Origin of the sequence: Streptomyces sp. NBC_01241 (assembly GCF_041435435.1) — a bacterium.
Classification (GTDB): Bacteria; Actinomycetota; Actinomycetes; order Streptomycetales; family Streptomycetaceae; genus Streptomyces.
This window is the reverse complement of sequence record NZ_CP108494.1, coordinates 8,086,343-8,105,852: the sequence shown is the minus strand read 5'-3', so window position 1 is coordinate 8,105,852 and position 19,510 is coordinate 8,086,343. Positions and strand designations below refer to the sequence as shown.

The following is a 19,510-nucleotide window of genomic DNA, read 5'->3' as shown; positions in this document are numbered from 1 at the left end:
CCGGACGCAGCGTACGGGCGGAGCGGTCCGGCGCTCAAGAGGGCGTCGCGAGGGCGTCGCACCACCTCACACGGGCCGCCTCCGGGAGCCGTCAGTCGACTTCTCCCTCGGCTCCCGCATCCACGGCAGCATCGCGGCGCTGCCGGCCGGGACGCCCGCCAGCGTGCTCTGCGGCGACTCCCGGACGCTGGAGCCGTGCCGCTACTTCGACATCCCGCACCGGATGCCCGCCAAGGCCCCCTATGACCTCGGCCCCGCCGACCTCTACGCCGAGGCTGACTTCGGGCCACTGACGCGCGGTCGCCGGGAACGGTTCGACCGGTTCACGAACTTCCTCGACAAGAAGCGGCCTGGAGAACACCCTCACCCACGGCGACGGCGCGCGGCCTTCGAGGCACGGATGACAAACCGGCCTTCCCTCCGGTCATCCACTCCTGGGTCTCCACCGATGCCGCCACGATGAGTGACCGCCTCAACTGACTCCAGTCCCAAACTGACTCCAGTCCCAGCCGGCGGAGCTCACCGCCCAGAACACCCAGCTCCGGCGGAAGCTCTCGAAGGGCTCTGCGCCGCCTCCCGGCGCTCCACCTACCAGCGGGCCCGCAGCATCGTGGGACGTCCCGTCAAGCGCGCCCTGCGCCCCTCGCGCCAGGAGCCGTCCGAAGTCTGCCCGGGGGCTGGGGGCCGGGGGCCGGGGGCCGGGGGCTGGGGGCCGGGGGCCGGGGGCCGGGGGCTGGGGGCCGGGGGCCGGGGGCCGGGGGCCGGGGGCCGGGGCCCCGACCGACCGACCCCCGCCGCTCCTGGCGCCTAGAATCGGGGTGTTTATCCCCAGGCTGTCGGCCTGCCCCGATCCGTACGGAGTTCCTCGCGCATGTCCACCCCCCACGATCCGTACGTCCGGGTGCGCGGCGCCCGGGAGCACAACCTCCAGGACGTCTCGGTCGACATCCCGCGCGACACCCTCACCGTGTTCACCGGGGTGTCGGGCTCCGGGAAGTCCTCCCTCGCGTTCGGCACGATCTACGCCGAGGCGCAACGCCGCTACTTCGAGTCCGTCGCCCCTTACGCCCGCCGGCTGATCCACCAGGTCGGCGCGCCCGCGGTCGGTGAGGTCACCGGACTGCCGCCCGCCGTCTCGCTGGAGCAGCGCCGCTCGACGCCCGGTGCCCGTTCGTCCGTAGGGACGGTCACCACGCTGTCCAACTCCCTGCGCATGCTGTTCTCGCGCGCCGGGGACTATCCGGCCGGTGCCGAACGGCTGGACTCCGACGCCTTCTCGCCGAACACCGCCGCCGGGGCGTGTCCGGAGTGCCACGGTCTCGGCCGCATCCACCGCACCACCGAGGAACTGCTCGTCCCCGACCCCTCGCTGTCGATCCGGGACGGTGCGATCGCCGCCTGGCCAGGGGCCTGGCAGGGCAAGAACCTGCGCGACGTGCTGGACGCGCTGGGCTACGACATCGACCGTCCGTGGCGCGAGCTGGACGCCGGGGACCGGGAATGGATCCTGTTCACTGACGAGCAGCCGGTGGTGACGGTCCATCCGGTGCGTGACGCGGGGCGCATCCAACGCCCGTACCAGGGTACGTACATGAGCGCCCGCCGCTATGTGATGCACACCTTCGCGGACTCCAAGAGCCGCACCCTTCGGGCCAAGGCCGAGCGCTTCCTGACCAGTGCCCCCTGCCCGGTTTGCGGCGGCAGCCGGCTGCGTCCGGAGGCGATGGCCGTCACCTTCGCCGGCCGCTCGATCGCCGAACTCGCCGCGCTTCCGCTCACCTCGCTCGCCGAGGTGCTGCGCACGGCGGGCGGCAGTGACACGGCGCGGGTGCTGACAACGGATCTGCTCGCCCGGATCGAGACGGTCACCGAGCTCGGTCTCGGCTATCTCAGCCTCGACCGGACCGCTCCGACGCTGTCCTCCGGTGAGCTGCAACGGCTGCGGCTCGCCACCCAGTTGCGCTCCGGTCTGTTCGGTGTCGTCTATGTGCTGGACGAGCCGTCGGCCGGTCTGCACCCGGCGGACACCGAGTCGCTGCTGGGGGTGCTCGGCCGGCTGAAGGAGGCCGGGAACTCGGTCTTCGTCGTGGAGCATCAGATGGATGTGGTGCGCCGGGCGGACTGGCTGGTCGATGTGGGACCGCTGGCGGGTGAGCACGGGGGGCGGGTGCTGCACAGCGGGCCCCCGGCCGGGCTCGCCGAGGTGGCGGAGTCGGCCACCCGGCGCTTCCTCTTCGACGACGGGCCCGCTCCGGTGCGCGAGGCGCGTGCGCCGTCGGGGTGGCTGCGGCTGAACGGGGTCGACCGTCACAATGTGCGGGGTGTGGACGCCGAGTTCCCGCTCGGGGTGTTCACGGCCGTCACCGGGGTGTCGGGGTCGGGGAAGTCCACGCTGGTGGGTCAGGTGCTGGCCGGTGTCCTCGCCGACCGGCAGGCCTCGGCCTCCGCCGGTCTGCCCGCGGCGCGTCCCACGCCCGGGTGCGCGTCGGCGCAGGGGCTGGAGGCGGTGGACCGGCTCGTGCAGGTCGACCAGAAGCCGATCGGCCGTACCCCGCGGTCCAATCTGGCCACGTACACCGGGCTCTTCGACGTCGTACGGAAGCTGTTCACCGAGACGGACACGGCGCGTGAGCGCGGCTACAAGGCCGGACGGTTCTCCTTCAACGTGGCGGGCGGACGCTGCGAGACCTGCCAGGGCGAGGGCTTCGTCTCCGTGGAACTGCTCTTCCTGCCCAGTACGTACGCGCCCTGCCCGGACTGTCACGGTGCGCGGTACAACCCGCAGACCCTGGAGGTCACCCTGCGCGGTCTCGACATCGCACAGGTGCTGGATCTGACGGTGGAGTCGGCGGCCGGGTTCTTCGCCGGTACGCCCGCCGCCGAGCGCAGCCTGCGGACGCTGCTCGATGTCGGGCTCGGCTATCTGCGGCTCGGTCAGCCCGCCACGGAGCTTTCGGGCGGCGAGGCCCAGCGGATCAAGCTGGCCGCCGAGCTCCAGCGCACCCGTCGGGGCCACACCCTGTATCTGCTGGACGAGCCGACGACCGGGCTGCATCCCGCGGACGTCGAGGTGCTGATGCGGCAGTTGCACGGCCTCGTCGACGCCGGTAACACCGTGGTGGTCGTCGAGCACGACATGGCCGTGGTCGCGGGTGCCGACTGGGTGATCGACCTCGGGCCCGGAGGCGGCGACCGGGGTGGCCGGATCGTCGCGGTGGGGATGCCCGCGGAGGTGGCCGGGGCGGCGGACAGCCGGACTGGGGCGTACCTGGCGGCCGCCCTCAGGTCGGCCTGACAGCCAATCAGGTCCAACTGGCCCGGTTTCCACAACTACGGCCCGGCACGGTATCCAGTCCGGCCGGTGGTACGGGCGCCCTGGTGAACGGCGACGTCGAGACCGTTCGCTCGCTCCCTGGAGCTGTGAGAACGGCGGCGCGGTCGTCTCCAACCCGGCGTACGGCGGCGCGCACGCACTGGCGGCCGCGGCCACCGCGTCGCAGACCGGCGAGTGCACGCAAACACTCACCTCACCACCGCCACGGGTGCGGTGACGGTCTGTCTGCACGCCTGGTGCGCACAGGGCCCTGCCTGCGGCGACGACATCTCTGTCACCTCCTGACCGGCCGGTCATCCGGAGACCTCCTGGGGAAGGGGCGATCAGCAGAGACAGTGCCGCACACTCTAGACATCCGATCTGTCATCCGATGAAATGGCCTCGCCCTCGGCATACGTCGGCGCATCCCCTCCATCTCTCCATTAAAGAACCGATCAATGGGCCAGGAGGTCTCTCGTGACCAATGAACCCCAACCGCAGAGACGAAGCATCCTCAAGTTCGGCGGTGCCCTCGCCCTCACACCGCTGATCACTCAGCTGACCGGGGGAATCCCTGTGGGTCAGGCCGTTGCCGCCGGGGCCGCCGCACCGGCGTCCGTCCAGTGGCCGACCCTGTCGCGCAAGGCGCTGAAGTATTCGGTCCCCGCCAAGGACTGGCAGTCGCAGGCCCTGCCGATCGGCAACGGCCGGCTCGGCGGCATGCTCTTCGCCAACCCCTCCGAGGAGCGTGTCCAGTTCAACGAGCAGAGTCTCTGGGGTGGCGTCAACAACTACGACAACGCCCTCGCGGGCCAGCCGGACGGCGCTTTCGACACCAGCATGACCGGCTTCGGCTCGTACCGGAACTTCGGTGACGTCGTCGTCACCTTCGGTCGCAGTGCGAAGGTGACGGCCCCGGGGGGACCGTACCGGACCTCCTCGACGGAGGGTGTCGACAAGACGTACGACGGTAACTCGAGCACCAAGTGGTGCATCGAGGCGCCCGGATCGAAGGTGCAGTGGCAGGTCGAGCTTCCTGAACCCGTCGAGGTCGCGTCCTACCGTCTGACGAGTGCCAACGACGTGCCGCAACGCGACCCGCAGGAGTGGACGTTCTCCGGTTCCGCCGACGGCGCCACCTGGGCCAGGCTGGACAGCCGCGCTCTGGAGACGCCCTTCGAGAGCCGGTGCCAGACGAAGGAATTCGCCTGTGCCGACACCGCGGCCTACCGCTTCTACCGGTTCGACTTCGTTCCCGAAGCAGGGGTCAGCCACTTCCAGGTGAGCGAGATCGGTCTGTCCGGCGTCGATCTCGGCGGGGCCGGTTCGATGTACCTGTCGTCGCCAAGCGGGCACTCCGAGGGATCCGGTTCCGGGACCGGGTCCCGGGCCACGGACATCTCGAGTTCGGTGGACCGCGATCCGGCCACGGTCTGGCGGGTCGACGCCGTCGCACCGGCGGTCGTCTGGCAGGCCGACCTGTCCAACACGACCGCCGTCACCTCGTACTCGCTGACGGCGGCCCCGGACCGTCCGCACGACGACCCCCGGCGATGGGCGCTGGAGGCGTCGCAGGACGGGCAGGCCTGGGTGACCCTCGACACGCAGAACCCCGGCGCGCCCTTCGCCGGCCGCGGCGAGACCCGGACCTTCCGGATCACCAACAGCACGGCCTACCGCACCTACCGGCTCACGTTCACCCCCGGCGAGTCGTCCACCGGCTTCCAGATCGCGGAGGTCGTCCTGGAAGGCAAGGGGTTCGACACGCGCATGCAGTCAACGTTCGTCGACTACCAGCGCGCCCTGGACTTCTTCGAGGGTGTCCATGTCACCCGTTTCGGCGAGCCGGGGCGGCGCGTCCTGCGGGAGGCCTTCGCCAGCCGGTCCGCGGACGTCATGGTCTTCCGGTACACGTCGGACAGCAACCGGGGACTCTCCGGAGCGATCTCGTTGACGTCCGGACAGGATCAGGCCCCGACGACCGTCGACGCCGGCGCCCGGCGGATGGCCTTCAGCGGTGTCATGGGCAATGGCCTCAAGCACGCGTGCGCCGTCCAGGTCGTACACACCGACGGCGACTTCAGCACCGACGGGTCGGTGCTCCGGTTCACCGGCTGCACGACCCTGACCCTGCTCCTCGACGCCCGCACCGACTACAAGCTCGATGCCGCCGCCGGGTGGCGCGGAGCCGATCCGAACGCGGCCGTCGCCGCGGCGCTCGGCAAGGCGGCCGCCCGGTCCTACGACAAGATGCGCGACGAGCACACCGCCGAGATACGCGCCCTCATGAACCGCGTCTCCGTCGCCTGGGGCACCTCCGACGACGCCGTCGTCGCCCTGCCGACCAACGCCCGGCTGGCGCGTTACGCGGCGGGCGGGGAGGACCCGACCCTTGAGCAGACGATGTTCGACCTCAGCCGATACCTGCTGATCAGTTCCTCGCGCCCGAAGGGTCTGCCCGCCAACCTCCAGGGTCTCTGGAACGACAGCAACTCGCCGGCGTGGGCCTCCGACTACCACACCAACATCAATGTCCAGATGAACTACTGGGGAGCCGAGACGACGAACCTGCCGGAGTGCCACGAGGCACTCGTCGGGTTCATCAAGCAGGTGGCGGTGCCCAGCCGCGTGGCGACCCGCAACGCCTTCGGCAAGGACACACGCGGCTGGACCGCCCGCACCAGCCAGAGCATCTTCGGCGGCAACGCGTGGGAGTGGAACACCGTCGCGAGCGCCTGGTACGCGCAGCACCTTTACGAGCACTGGGCGTTCACCCAGGACCTGGTCTACCTCCGCAAAGTCGCCTACCCGATGATCAAGGAGATCTGCGAGTTCTGGGAGGACCGTCTCAAGGAGCGCGAGGACGGACTCCTCGTCTCGCCGGACGGCTGGTCCCCCGAGCACGGGCCGCGCGAGGACGGCGTCATGTACGACCAGCAGATCATCTGGGACTTGTTCCAGAACTACCTCGACTGCGAGGCGGCGCTCGAGGCGGATGCCGACTACCGGGCCAAGGTCAAGGACATGCAGGCGCGCCTCGCGCCGAACAAGATCGGCCGGTGGGGTCAGCTGCAGGAGTGGCAGGAGGACATCGACAGCCCCAGCGACATCCACCGCCACACGTCGCACCTCTTCGCGGTCTACCCGGGCCGCCAGATCACCCCGAAGACGCCCGGCTTCGCGGCCGCCGCCCTCGTCTCGCTCAAGGCACGGTGCGGCGAGAAGGAAGGCGTCCCGTTCACGGCCGCGACGGTGTCGGGCGACAGCCGCCGCTCGTGGACCTGGCCCTGGCGGGCAGCCCTCTTCGCCCGCCTCGGTGACGGGCACCGCGCCCAGGTCATGCTGCGCGGACTGCTGACCTACAACACTCTGCCCAACATGTTCTGCAACCACCCGCCCTTCCAGATGGACGGCAACTTCGGCATCTCCGGCGCCGTGGCAGAGATGCTCCTGCAGAGCCACGACGGCGTCATCCACCTGCTGCCCGCCCTGCCGGACGAATGGAAGGCCAAGGGGTCCTTCACCGGGCTCCGCGCCCGCGGCGGCTACGAGGTCAGCTGTGAATGGCGCGACGGGAAGGTCACGTCCTACAGGATCGTGGCCGACCGGGCACGGAACCAGGGGAACGTCACCGTGCGGGTGAACGGCGTCGACACGAAGGTGAAGCCGATCAAGCCCTGACGTCGGCCGTCCGCCGGCCGAAGCAGCGCGGCACGGGTCGTCGGCACAGCCGGTCTCATCACCGGCTGTGCCGACCGGCGTCGGAACAGGCCCTAGCGTCGGACCTTCCGGGTCGCCCGCAGCCACTCCTTGTTCATGGCCGAGATCGACGGCAGCGGAATGCCCTTCGGGCAGGCGGTGGCGCACTCCCCGGTGAGGGTGCAGCCGCCGAAGCCCTCGCTGTCCATCTGTCCGACCATGTCGAGGACCCGGGTCTCCCGCTCGGGAGCGCCCTGCGGCAGGACGTTGAGGTGGTTGATCTTCGCCGAGGTGAAGAGCATCGCGGAGCCGTTGGGGCAGGCCGCGACGCAGGCGCCGCAGCCGATGCACTCGGCGTGTTCGAAGGCGAAGTCGGCGTCCGGCTTGGGCACCGGGGTGGCGTGTGCCTCGGGGGCGGTGCCGGTGGGTGCGGAGATGTAGCCGCCCGCCTGGATGATCCGGTCGAAGGCCGAGCGGTCCACGACCAGGTCCTTGACGACCGGGAAGGCCGAGGCGCGCCAGGGCTCGATGTCGATGGTGTCGCCGTCCCGGAACGACCGCATGTGGAGCTGGCAGGTGGTGGTGCGTTCGGGGCCGTGGGCGTCGCCGTTGATGACGAGGCTGCAGGCGCCGCAGATGCCTTCGCGGCAGTCGTGGTCGAAGGCGACGGGGTCGTCGCCGGCGAGGATGAGTTCCTCGTTGAGGGTGTCGAGCATTTCCAGGAACGACATGTCCTGCGAGATGCCGTCCACTTCGTAGGTGGACATGGCGCCGGGGGCGTCGGCATTCTTCTGGCGCCAGACGCGCAGGGTGAGCTTCATGCGTAGCTCCGCTGAGTGGGGTGGACGTACTCGAAGACGAGGTCTTCCTTGTGCAGGACGGGGGCCTCGCCGGTGCCGGAGAACTCCCAGGCGGCGGCGTAGGAGAACTCCTCGTCCCGGCGGGCGGCTTCGCCGTCCGGGGTCTGCGACTCCTCGCGGAAGTGGCCTCCGCAGGACTCGGCGCGGTGCAGGGCGTCGAGGCACATCAGCTCGGCGAGCTCCAGGTAGTCGACGACGCGGTTGGCCTTCTCCAGCGACTGGTTGAACTCGTCACCGGTGCCGGGCACCTTGATGCGGCGCCAGAACTCCTCGCGGATCTGCGGGATCCGGTCGAGCGCCTCGCGCAGCCCCTCTTCGGTGCGGGCCATGCCGCAGTACTCCCACATGAGTTCACCGATCTCGCGGTGGAAGGAGTCGGGGGTGCGGTCGCCGTCGACGGAGAGCAGCAGGTTCAGCCGGTCCTCGGTGTCGGCGACGACCTCTTCGACGGCGGGGTGCGCGTCGTCGACCTCGTCGTGGTGCGGATTGCGGGCCAGGTAGTCGTTGATGGTCGACGGCAGGACGAAGTAGCCGTCGGCGAGGCCCTGCATCAGCGCGGAGGCGCCGAGCCGGTTGGCGCCGTGGTCGGAGAAGTTGGCCTCGCCGATCGCGAAGAGGCCGGGGATGGTGGTCTGGAGGTCGTAGTCGACCCAGAGCCCGCCCATCGTGTAGTGCACGGCCGGATAGATCCGCATCGGGGTCTCGTACGGGTTCTCCGCGGTGATCCGCGCGTACATGTCGAAGAGGTTGCCGTACTTCTCCTCGACCTCGGCCCGGCCCATCCGCTGGATGGCCTCGGCGAAGTCGAGGTAGACGCCCTGGCCGCCGGTGCCGACGCCGCGCCCCTCGTCGCAGACGTTCTTCGCGGCGCGGGAGGCGATGTCGCGGGGCACGAGGTTACCGAAAGCGGGGTAGATGCGCTCCAGGTAGTAGTCGCGCTCGTCCTCGGGGATCTCGTTCGCGGGCCGGTTGTCGCCCTTGGCCTTCGGTACCCAGATCCGGCCGTCGTTGCGCAGCGACTCGCTCATCAGCGTCAGCTTGGACTGGTGGTCGCCGGTGCGCGGGATGCAGGTGGGGTGGATCTGGGTGAAGCACGGGTTGGCGAAGTAGGCGCCGCGGCGGTGGGCGCGCCAGATGGCGGTGGCGTTGGAGTTCATGGCGTTCGTCGACAGGTAGAAGACGTTGCCGTAACCACCGCTGGCCAGGACGACCGCGTCGGCGAAGTAGGTGTCGATCTTACCGGTGACGAGGTCGCGGGCGACGATGCCGCGGGCCTTGCCGTCGACGATGATCAGGTCGAGCATCTCGGTGCGGGCGTGCAGTTCGACGTTGCCGGCGGCGATCTGCCTCGACAGTGCCTGGTAGGCGCCGAGGAGGAGTTGCTGTCCCGTCTGGCCGCGGGCGTAGAACGTGCGGGAGACCTGGACGCCGCCGAAGGAGCGGTTGTCGAGGAGGCCGCCGTACTCACGGGCGAAGGGGACGCCCTGGGCGACGCACTGGTCGATGATCTCGACGGAGATCTGGGCGAGCCGGTGGACGTTGGACTCGCGGGCCCGGAAGTCGCCGCCCTTGACCGTGTCGTAGAAGAGCCGGTGGACCGAGTCGCCGTCGTTGCGGTAGTTCTTCGCGGCGTTGATGCCGCCCTGGGCGGCGACGGAGTGGGCGCGGCGGGGCGAGTCCTGGAAGCAGAACTGGACGACGTGGTAGCCCTGTTCGGCCAGCGTCGCACCCGCCGAACCGCCGGCCAGGCCGGTGCCGACGACGATGACGGTGTGCTTGCGCCGGTTGGCCGGGTTGACCAACTTGGCCTGGAAGCGACGGGTGTCCCAGCGTTCGGCGACGGGGCCTTCGGGGGCCTTGGTGTCGACGACGGGCGCGCCCGTCTCGTAGTGCGAGTAGTCGGTCATGTCAGCTCACGACTCCGGTCATGACGGCGACGGGTACGGAGATGAAGCCCACGGTCAGCACCAGGGCGAGGGCGTTGGCGGTGGTCTTGAGGACCCGGTCACGGGTCGCGTTGCCCGCGCCGAGGGTCTGGGCGGCGCTCCAGAAGCCGTGCTGGACGTGGAGTCCGAGGGCGAGCATGGCGACGATGTAGATCGTGTTGCCGTACCAGGTGGAGAAGGTGTCGACGACGTTCTGGTACGGGTGCCCGGACTGGAATCCGCCCGAGTGCACGGTGCCCGTCGTCAGGTCGAGGATGTGCCAGACGATGAACAGGGCGAGGATGATCCCGCCCCAGCGCATGGTACGGGTGGCATAACTGGCGCGCGGCTTCTTGTGCACGTACTTGGCGGGGCGCGCCCTGATGTCGCGCCTGCTCAGTTGGTACGCGGAGGTGGCGTGCAGCACCACGGCGGCGACGAGCACGACCCGGACGATCCACAGGGCCCACTCGTAGTGCAGGAAGGGCTCCCCCATGGTCCGCAGCCAGTGCGCGTAATGGTTGAACTCGCCGGCCCCGAAGAAGATCTTCAGGTTGCCGATCATATGGACAACCAAGTAGAGGAGCATGATCAGGCCACTCACGGCCATGATCGTCTTCTTGCCGACGGACGAGTCCCAGAGCGTACGCGTCATGGACGGCCGTCGGTCCGTCCGTGTTGCCAATGCCATGGACACGACGCTAGGGCCGAAGGACCCCATCAGTCCAAGACATGGAACAGCTGATCTTCATAGGCGCTCCCTATCATGGTCGCTATGCTGTGTGTATGCAGTTCCAGCAGCTGACGTACTTCGTGGCCGTGGCCGAGAGCCGTCACTTCACCCGCGCCGCCGAGGACGTGCATGTCTCGCAGCCCTCGCTGTCCCAGCAGATCAGGGCGCTGGAGAACGAGCTGGGAGCGGAGCTGTTCAGCCGGGCCCGGGGCAACATCACCCTCACCGACGCGGGCGAGGCCCTGCTGCCGCTGGCCCGCCGCATCCTCGCGGACGCCGACACGGCACGCCACGAGGTGCAGGAGCTGGCTCAGCTGCGCCGGGGCCGGGTCCGGCTCGGAGCGACGCCCAGCCTCTGCACCGGCCTGCTCCCCGACGTGCTGCGCGCCTTCCACGACCGGCATCCGGGGATCCAGCTGCTGCTGGAGGAGGGCGGTTCGCTCGACCTCGTACGGGAGCTGGCGCGCGGGGCTCTCGATCTCGCCCTGGTCGTGCTGCCGCTGCCCGCAGCGTCGCCCGCGCTCACCACGGTCGAGCTGCTCCAGGAAGACCTGGTCGTGGTGTCGTCGGCGCGCGCGCCACGGCCCGGCCGGGGCGGCCGCGTACGGATCGCCGACCTTCAGGACGAATCCCTCGTGATGTTCCGGCACGGCTACGACCTGCGCGAACTGACGGTGACCGCCTGCCGTGCGGAGGGCTTCGAGCCGTCGTTCACGGTGGAGGGCGGCGAGATGGACGCGGTGCTCGGCTTCGTCCGGGCGGGGCTCGGGATCGCGGTGGTGCCCAGCATGGTCGCCACCCGGGCCGGCCACGACCTGCGGACCACGCCGCTGGCCTCTCCCGGCCTGCGGCGCACGATCGCGCTCGCGCATCGCACGGATGTGGCGCCGCCGCGTGCGGCCCGCGAGTTGCAGCGGATGCTGCTGGAGAACCGTCCGGAGCGGGCGTAGCGGGTCGCGCGACCTGCGGCCGCGCTGCGCCCTCGATCGCCGGACGGGGTTGAATTGCCCCGGCCCGGCCCTTCTTCCGCGGGTGCCGGACGGGCTCGATCGTCCGCCGATCGAGCCCGTCCGGTCCTCACACCGCGTCGGCCAGCAGCAGCGAGTGGATCCGGTCGGGGGCGCCGGGCCGGGCGTAGTACCACCCCTGGGCCGTGTCGCACCCCAGGTCCCGCAGCTGCTCCGCCTGGGCCGCGGTCTCCACGCCTTCCACCGTGACCGCGAGGTCCAGGCTGTGTGCCAGCGAGACGATGCCCTCGACGATCTTCAGATCGACCGAGTCCGCCGGATGCCGCTGCATGCCCTGTGTGAAGGAGCGGTCCAGTTTGAGCACGCTCACCGGAAGCCTGCGCAGGTTCGCCAGGTTCGAGTACCCGGTGCCGAAGTCGTCGAGCGCTATGTCGACGCCCATGTCCGCCAGTTGCCGCAGCGGCTTGAGCAGATCGTCGTCCGCGCCGATGAGGGCGGACTCGGTGACCTCCAGACACAGCGCCCCGGGTTCGAGCCCCGACCGCTCCAGTACGTCCACCGTCTCGGCGACCAGCCGCGGATGATGCAACTGGGTGGGCGAGAGGTTGACATTGATCCGCAGCGGGCCGCCATCGCTGTGCCGCTCCTGCCAGAAGTTGGCCTGGCGCACGGACTCCTCCAGCACCCAGCGGCCGAGCGGCACGATCAGCCCGGTGTGCTCGGCGAGCGGGATGAACCGGTCGGGACCGAGCACCCCGTGCTGCGGGTGGCACCAGCGCACCAGCGCCTCCGCGCCGTGCACCGTACCGTCGCCGAGGTGCACGAGGGGCTGGTACTCGATGAAGAACTCGCCCCGGTCCAGGGCGGCCGGCAGCGCGGTGGTCAGGCCGTGCCGGGTGATGGCGCGGGCGTCCGCCTCGGCGTCGGCGAGCTCGAAGCGGTTGCCGCCCGCCGACTTGGCCCGGTACATGGTGATGTCGGCGCTGCGCAGCACCTCGGCGGCGCTCCGTTCACCGGCCGCCCCTTCGACGATCCCGATGGATCCGCGTACGGTCAGCTCACGGCCGTCCAGGCGGATCGGGGTGCCGAGCACGCCGAGGATGCGGCCGGCCAGCTCGTCGACCTCCTTCTGGGTGTCGGGGCCGGTGGTCAGGGCCACGAACTCGTCGCCGCCGAGCCGCGCCACCATCTCGCCGGGCGCGGTCGCGCAGGTCTGCAGCCTGTCGGCCACCTCGACCAGCAGCCGGTCCCCCGACGCGTGGCCGAGGCTGTCGTTGATCGCCTTGAAGCCGTCGAGGTCGAGGTAGCAGAGGCCGAAGCGGCTGCCGTCGTCGGCGGCGAGCGCCTTCTCCAGCCGTTCGAAGAACAGCGTCCGGTTGGGCAGGCCGGTGAGCGCGTCATGGGTGGCCTCGTACCGCAGCCGCAGGTTGAGCAGCCGGCGCTCCGTGGTGTCCTCCATCAGGGCCAGCTGATACTCGGGCCGGCCCTCGGAGTCGCGCAGCAGGGACACCGTCAGATTGGTCCACAGCACCGTGCCGTCGTTGCGGTAGTACGGCTTTTCGACCCGGTAGTGCTCGCGTTCGCCGCGTACCAGCTCGTTGTAGTACTTCCAGACCTGCGGCGAGTCCTCGGGGTGCACCCACTCGTTGACCTTGTGGCTGCGCACATGGTGTTCGAGGCCGCCGAACATCCGGGTGAGGGTGTCGTTGATCTCCAGCACATTGCCGTCCAGATCGGCGATCCCGATACCGATGGCCGCGTCCTTGAAGACGGCGCGGAAGCGTGCCTCGGTGGCGTGCAGGGCCTGCTCGGCGTCCGAACGGGCGATGAGCGCGGAGCGGGCGATGGCCTCCTGCTCTGCGAGGGTCCGCTCGCGCAGGGCCTGGGTGAACCCGCCCGCGAGGGCGTGCTGTATCCGGGCGCAGCGGGCTCTGCCGTCCTCGGTCGACAGCGCCGTCGCACCGTTGCCGCCGCAATAGAGCACGAGGTACGAGTCGATGACGCCGAGCGTGCTGCTGAGCGCGTCCGGGTCCGTGCAGTGCGCGGCGACGAGAGCGGCGCCGACCTCGCTCGCGGGCGCCGCGTCGAAGGGCCGTGCGTGCAGGATGTCGCTGAGCCCACGGGCCAGCGGCAGCAGATGCTGTTCGAACTCCGTGCGCGTCATGGAGGTGGCCGTCGAGGGGAAGATGGCCCGGCTCCAGATCGTGGCGAATCTCCGGAGCCGGTCCTCGGGGCCGTCGGGCTCCGTGTCGGGCGCTCCGGACGATTGGGCGGGGATGCTCACGCCTTGCGTCCCACTCCTGCGAAGCCCGAGAAGGCGAATGGGTCCTCGTGCTCCGGTGCCAGGGGGGTTTCGGGGCGCCAGTTCGGCATCGATACGAGTCCGGGCTCGACCATCGCGTACCCCTCGAAGAACCGGGTGACCTCGTCGCGCGTCCGCATGACCAGGGGGCTGCGGATGTCCCGGTAGACATCGACCGTGCCGCCCGCCTCCTCCGGGGCGAGCGGAATCCCCTCGTACGAGGCGTGGGTGACGACGATGAGGCTGCCGGGGGCGAGGGCTTCGCGCAGTTCGGCGACGGCGGTGTGCGGGTCGTCGGAGTCCTCGATGAAGTGGAGTACGGCGACGAGCAGCAGGGCCACCGGGCGGTCCAGGTCGAGCAGTCCGGTGATCTCCGGGCTCTTCACGATGCCTTGCGGGTTACGGAGATCCGCGGCGGCGATCACCGCCCGCTCGTTTCCTTCGAGTACGACCCGGCTGTGCGCGACCGCGACGGGGTCGTGATCGACATACGCGACGCGGGCTTCCGGGTCGGCCGCCTGGGCGACTTCGTGCACATTGCCGAAAGTCGGTATTCCGGAGCCGATGTCCAGGAACTGGTTGACGCCCTCGCTCACCGCGTAACGCACAGCCCTGCGCATAAAGGCCCGATTCGCCTGCATGATCTTGGGGAGCCCCGGCATGAACTCCATGGCCTTGCGAGCCGCTTCCCGGTCCACCTCGAAATTGTGCGATCCGCCCAGATAGAAGTCGTACATGCGAGACACGCTCGGCACCGTGATGTCAATGCCCTGCGGTGCCCAGGCGGGACGCTCCATCGATGTCTCCAACAAGTCGCCACGGCGATCCGGCCATGTTCATGGTCAGTGTTGACCAGAGGCTACTGATCGTCCGCCAAGAGGGCGAGCGGAAACGGAAATTAGCCGTCCGTTATTGGTCACACACCACTGGCATGTGCAACCGTCCCGTCGCTACGGGTGACATCCGGCGACGGAACGGCCCCGAGAGGTGTTCCGGCGTTCTGCAGCGGCACCAACCGGTTCGGCTCCGGGGGCGCCGCGTATCATGTGCCCCCAAGAGCCCGGACGTTGGACCTGTCGGCAGTCATTGGCCCGGTTCTTGAGTTTCCTCGGTCCGATCGAAGGCGACAAAGCCCTGGTGGCGGTGCCTTTGACGGCATTTCTTGCCAATGGGCGACGGCGGTGCGTAAATCCCCCGCCACTGCGGTCAGTTGTGACCGATGAATTCTCCGAGCCGCAAACACCCGGCACCCCAGGTCCCCACCATCAGGGGAATCCGGGCCGTCCCGGGCGTGCCCCGCGACGGGCCGGAACATGCTCCCGTCGTGTACGGATCACTCATAGGGCGGCTCACGGCAGCCGTCGTACTTCTCTGGCTGCTGTCCGCCCCGGCGCCCGCCGTGGCGGACAACTGCGCGTATGCCTCCATCGGTGAGAGCGGCGGGAATTCCGCGGTCGCCGTGTCGGGCGACGGCCACTGTCACGCGGGCCCGGCGCCCGAACCGACCCGACGGCCCGCGCCACCACCCCGGCCCCCCGCACCACCACCTCCACCGCCTCCACCACCTCCCCCGCCTCCTCCACCACCTCCCCCGCCGCCGCCCGCACCCCCCGAACCGGAACGGAAGCCCGTACCACCGCCCCCTTCACCCACACCCCCGCCCTCGCCGTCCGCACGCCCCACGCCTCCCGCGCCCCGGCCCGTGGCGTTCCCCACCTACCGCAAGCCGCCACGCAAGGTCCCACGGCGCGGCACCTCCCTGGTCACCCTCACCCTGCTGATCACGGCGCCCGCGGTGTTCGCCGTCGCCGTGCTGCGTCCCCGCTCCCGATGACCTCCGGAGATACCCATGTCGGAATGGCTTGTTCTCACCCTCGCTATGGTCGCGGCCAGCGCCGTCGTCCTGACCATCGCCGTACTCAACAACCGCCGGATCGGAGAGGATGACGACCCGTCCGAGACCCCTGACGTCATCGAGTACATGACGATGATGATCGGCGTGGTCTACGCGATCGTGCTGGGGCTCGCCATCGCGGGCGTCTGGGAGGGCCGCAGCGCCGCTCAGGAGTACGTACGCCAGGAGGCCCAGGCACTGCACGAGGTGAGCGTTCGCTCCGCCGTCTACCCGGCCGAGGTGCGTACGCGCATCCGCGCCGACGTCGACGCCTACGTGCGTTACGTGGTCCACGACGAGTGGCGGTCGATGACCGAGCACGGCTCCCTCGACGACGAAGGGGCCCGGCTCCTCGGCCGGGTGCGCGCCGATGTCACCGACTACCGGCCGAAGAACGATCATGAGGGGCAGGCATATCAGCCGCTGGTCGATGAGGTCGCCGCGGTCGACGACGCCCGCAGCGGACGCGGGCAGAGCGCCGGTGCGACCATGCCGGGCGTGGTCTGGTTCGGCCTGATCACCGGGGCGCTGGTGACCGTGGGACTGATCTTCACGCTGCAGATCCGCAGAACCTTCCGCGAACTGCTGCTGGCCGGTCTCTTCAGCGTCCTGATCGCCTTTCTGCTCTTCCTGATCTGGGACTTCGACTCCCCCTTCGGCCGGGGCATCTCGGCCACCGCCGCTCCGTTCCTCGATCTGTTCCCCGGCGCGGTGGGCGGATAGCGGTCCCGCCGGAGTGCGCCGCTCGGGGGAATCCGGTGCCCCGGGCGGCGCACCCCGATCGCCGGTGAAACGTGCGACTTCTAGCGTTTGACGGGTCGAGGTGCATTTCTGACGCTTTGTGGAAAACCATTCCGCAACTGCTCCTCGGGGAACCGGAGGAATCACCCATGCGTGCCATAGGCGTCGCACCCGTCGCCCTGCTCGGCGTCGCCGTTCTCCCCCTGACCTCTCCGGCCGCGACCGCGTGGGCCGGGACGTCGGGAGGCGCGTCGTCCGCGACCGGATACACCGTCACTCCGTCGGTGATCGTGCCGGGAGCCAGGTCGCCCTGGCCGCCCGGGGGTGCTCCACAACCGCCACGGCCGGCTCCGGAGTGTTCGACACGGTCACCAGCCAAACCCGCCATCGCAAGGCAGGACGGAATCTCCCGGCTTCAGCCGGGAGAGAGCTTCAAGAGGTGACGTTCATCTGCACGAGGAGAGCCGCCCCTACTGAGAGCAGGGCAGTGCGGCCCGTTACGCCCGTCGCCCCGGGTCCTGTTCGCAGGACTCGGGGCGACGGGCGTATCAGGCCGGTGCCACCCGTTCGCCCTTCCCCGATCGCCGACCGGACCTCCGGCGCCTAGCGTTCCAGGCGTCGCGACGAAGGGAAATCCATGGGCCGGGCCAGCTGGCGCGCCGAACGGACCAGGCACTCACCGTGGGGCGCCGTCGCCCTGGTGCTGCTCACCGCTCTGGCCGTGGCGTGCAACGGCGCGGACTTCTCACTGGGCCCTCCCCGGCCGGTCGCCGCCGCCTCGGCCGGCGGGCAGGTGGCAGCCCCCGGAGCGGATGTCGCGGGCGTCGCTGTCCGGCCGCACCCGGCGGTGCAACTGCCTCCGAGCGATGACCGCACGTCCACCGCCGCCGGGGCACAGTGATCCGGTAGCCGCCGGGAGCGGCCCGGGGCGGGGCCGGCGCGGGGAGCGGATAGCCTCACTGCCGTGACAGACCAGCAGCCCCACCAGTTCGAACGTGGCACAGACGGCCCGAAAGTGATCGTCTCCGGCCTCGACGGATCCGATTCCTCCATGCGTGCCGCGGCGTACGCGGCGGGGCTCGCCCGTCGGCAGGGAGCGATGCTCGCCCTCGTCTACGTCCAGCCCGTGCTGCCCGCGGGCGCCGCGCTCGGGGCGCCCGTCGCCGATACGACCAGCGAGGTCGCGGAGGGCCTCGTGAACGAGATCCGCGAGGCGACGGAGCGGATAAAGGACATATGGGATGTGCGCTGGGAGTTCCACACCTTCCGCGGTGACCCCTACAACGGGCTCGTGACGGCTGCGGACAAACTGAAGGCCGATGCGGTCGTGGTGGGCGCGTCGGAGTCGGCCGGGCACCGGTTCATCGGTTCGGTGGCGATCCGGCTGGTGAAGGCGGGCCGTTGGCCCGTCACGGTAGTCCCGTAACCGTCGCGGAATCCTCACCTCCGCCGGACGGCACGCCGTCTTCCGCACCGGCCCCGCCTGGGTCATCATGAGCGCCCGTCAGGGACAGCCGTCAGTGGAGAGGTGACTCATGGCCAGGCTCCGATTGGGCGAGGGTGTACTGCGCCGCAAGCCGATCGAGCAGATCGACGAGAAAGGGCCGGCGGGGGACGTCACCACTCAGCTCACCCGAACGCTCGGCCTGTGGCAGCTCACGGCGATCGGTGTGGGCGGGATCATCGGCGCAGGCATCTTCACCCTCGCCGGCACCGTGGCGAACGGCACCGCCGGACCCGCGGTGCTCATCTCCTTCCTGATCGCGGGTGTGGCGAGCGCGGCGGCCGCGTTCAGCTACGCGGAGTTCGCGGGCCTGATCCCGAAGGCCGGCTCCGCCTACACCTACGGATACGCGGTGCTCGGCGAGCTGGTGGGCTGGTTCATCGGCTGGGACCTGCTGCTGGAGTACACGGCGATCGTCGCCGTCGTCGCGATCGGCATCTCCGGCTACTTCAGCTTCCTGCTCGGGGAGATGGGGCTGGACGTACCGAAGTGGATGCTGGGCGCGCCCGGCACCGGGGACGGCCATCGGGTGGACCTGTTCGCCGCGCTGCTCTGTCTGCTCGTGGCGTACCTGCTGACTCTCGGCATCAAGAACGCGGCCCGCTTCGAAACGATCGTGGTCGTCCTGAAGGTCCTGGTCGTCCTGCTGGTCATCGGCGTCGGCGTGTTCCACATCAACACCACCAATTACCACCCCTTCTTCCCGTTCGGGGTGAGCGGCGCCTTCACCGGTGCGGCCACGGTGTTCTTCGCGGTGTTCGGGTACGACGCCATGTCGACGGCCGCCGAGGAGTCCAAGGACGCGCAGCGGCACATGCCCAAGGCGATCCTGTATTCGCTGGGGATCTCCATGGTGCTGTATGTGGCGGCGTGTCTGGTGCTGACGGGGATGCAGAGCTACAAGGAGATCGACCCCGAGTCCGGCTTCTCCACGGCATTCAAGTCGGTGGGGCTGAGCAGGCTCGCCGATCTGATCGCGGTGGGCGCGATCATCGGCATTCTCACCGTGATGTTCACCTTCATGCTCGGTGTGACCCGGGTGTGGTTCTCGATGAGCCGCGACGGGCTGCTGCCCAAATGGTTCGCCAAGACCCACCCGACCCGGCACGTGCCGACCCGGGTGACCTGGATCGTCGGCGCGGCCTCGGCCGTGATCGCCGGATTCCTGCCGATCGGCGAGGCCGCCGAGCTGACGAACATCGGCATTCTGCTGGCGTTCGTGGTGGTGTGCATCGCGGTGATCGTGCTGCGTTACAAGCAACCCGATCTGCCGCGTACGTTCCGCACGCCCGGCATGCCGTTCGTGCCGGCTCTCGGGGTGGTGTTCTCGATCTGGCTGATCACCTTCCTGCAGTGGCAGACGTGGGTGCGGTTCGTGGTGTGGTTCCTGGTCGGTCTGGTGATCTACTTCGGCTACTCGTACCGGAAGTCGGAGATGGCGCAGACACCGGAACCGGGCACGGGAGCCGGAACGGGCTGACCCGACGCCCGTACGGACACACACCGCTCGACGCCCGTACGGACACCGACACCGCACCGCCCGTCGCCCGCCCGCCGTACGGGCACCCGCC

The 19,510-nt window shown here is 69.7% G+C and carries 13 protein-coding genes; 8 read left to right on the top strand and 5 right to left on the bottom strand.

The window, feature by feature from the left end; translation table 11 throughout:
- Nucleotides 1-871 precede the first annotated feature (871 nt).
- Both uvrA and OG306_RS36775 read left to right on the top strand, forming a co-directional pair.
- Nucleotides 872-3,295, top strand: a complete 2,424-nt coding sequence (gene uvrA, locus OG306_RS36780) for an excinuclease ABC subunit UvrA (protein WP_266904579.1) — start codon at nucleotides 872-874, stop codon at nucleotides 3,293-3,295.
- A 495-nt stretch (nucleotides 3,296-3,790) separates the two neighbouring features.
- Nucleotides 3,791-6,994, top strand: coding sequence for a glycosyl hydrolase family 95 catalytic domain-containing protein (locus tag OG306_RS36775; protein ID WP_266904580.1), 3,204 nt, complete (start codon nucleotides 3,791-3,793; stop codon nucleotides 6,992-6,994).
- Between the two features lie 92 nt (nucleotides 6,995-7,086).
- Here OG306_RS36775 and OG306_RS36770 read toward each other — a convergent pair whose 3' ends face one another.
- Genes OG306_RS36770 through OG306_RS36760 form a run of 3 tightly spaced genes read right to left on the bottom strand, consistent with a single transcriptional unit; the run spans nucleotide 7,087 to nucleotide 10,488 of the window.
- Complete coding sequence (locus OG306_RS36770; protein WP_266750796.1) at nucleotides 7,087-7,833, bottom strand: succinate dehydrogenase/fumarate reductase iron-sulfur subunit; 747 nt, start codon at nucleotides 7,831-7,833, stop codon at nucleotides 7,087-7,089.
- A complete protein-coding gene (locus tag OG306_RS36765) occupies nucleotides 7,830-9,779 on the bottom strand; it encodes a fumarate reductase/succinate dehydrogenase flavoprotein subunit (protein WP_266750795.1) in 1,950 nt (649 codons plus the stop codon). Before OG306_RS36765 ends, OG306_RS36770 begins: the two co-directional genes overlap by 4 nt.
- Nucleotide 9,780: 1 nt before the next feature.
- Complete coding sequence (locus OG306_RS36760) at nucleotides 9,781-10,488, bottom strand: succinate dehydrogenase (RefSeq protein WP_266750794.1); 708 nt, start codon at nucleotides 10,486-10,488, stop codon at nucleotides 9,781-9,783.
- A 95-nt stretch (nucleotides 10,489-10,583) separates the two neighbouring features.
- Here OG306_RS36760 and OG306_RS36755 point away from each other — a divergent pair, with 95 nt between their 5' ends.
- Nucleotides 10,584-11,480, top strand: a complete 897-nt coding sequence (locus OG306_RS36755) for a LysR family transcriptional regulator (protein ID WP_266750792.1) — start codon at nucleotides 10,584-10,586, stop codon at nucleotides 11,478-11,480.
- 127 nt (nucleotides 11,481-11,607) lie between these two features.
- On the opposite strand, the gene OG306_RS36750 is transcribed toward OG306_RS36755, so the two are convergent.
- Together OG306_RS36750 and OG306_RS36745 are read right to left on the bottom strand one after the other, a co-directional pair.
- Nucleotides 11,608-13,782, bottom strand: a complete 2,175-nt coding sequence (locus tag OG306_RS36750) for a putative bifunctional diguanylate cyclase/phosphodiesterase (RefSeq protein ID WP_266750791.1) — start codon at nucleotides 13,780-13,782, stop codon at nucleotides 11,608-11,610.
- Entirely contained in the window at nucleotides 13,779-14,597 is an 819-nt protein-coding gene (locus OG306_RS36745) for an SAM-dependent methyltransferase (RefSeq protein WP_266750789.1), read from the bottom strand. The genes OG306_RS36750 and OG306_RS36745 overlap by 4 nt, the downstream gene beginning before the upstream one ends.
- 905 nt (nucleotides 14,598-15,502) lie before the next feature.
- Between OG306_RS36745 and OG306_RS36740 the strand changes: the two genes are divergently transcribed.
- The 5 genes from OG306_RS36740 to OG306_RS36720 all read left to right on the top strand — a co-directional run bounded on the left by OG306_RS36740 (nucleotide 15,503) and on the right by OG306_RS36720 (nucleotide 19,419).
- Nucleotides 15,503-15,634 carry a hypothetical protein gene (locus tag OG306_RS36740; RefSeq protein ID WP_266750787.1) on the top strand — a complete coding sequence of 44 codons (132 nt, stop codon included), beginning with the start codon at nucleotides 15,503-15,505 and terminating at the stop codon, nucleotides 15,632-15,634.
- A 15-nt stretch (nucleotides 15,635-15,649) separates the two neighbouring features.
- On the top strand, nucleotides 15,650-16,417 hold the full coding sequence (locus OG306_RS36735; protein ID WP_327258418.1) for a hypothetical protein: 768 nt from the start codon (nucleotides 15,650-15,652) through the stop codon (nucleotides 16,415-16,417).
- Between the two features lie 655 nt (nucleotides 16,418-17,072).
- Complete coding sequence (locus tag OG306_RS36730; protein ID WP_371666112.1) at nucleotides 17,073-17,336, top strand: hypothetical protein; 264 nt, start codon at nucleotides 17,073-17,075, stop codon at nucleotides 17,334-17,336.
- Between the two features lie 63 nt (nucleotides 17,337-17,399).
- Nucleotides 17,400-17,861 (top strand): universal stress protein, encoded by a 462-nt coding sequence (locus OG306_RS36725; RefSeq protein WP_266750783.1) that lies wholly within the window; start codon nucleotides 17,400-17,402, stop codon nucleotides 17,859-17,861.
- A 109-nt stretch (nucleotides 17,862-17,970) separates the two neighbouring features.
- Entirely contained in the window at nucleotides 17,971-19,419 is a 1,449-nt protein-coding gene (locus tag OG306_RS36720; RefSeq protein WP_266750782.1) for an amino acid permease, read from the top strand.
- The last annotated feature ends 91 nt before the right edge of the window (nucleotides 19,420-19,510 follow it).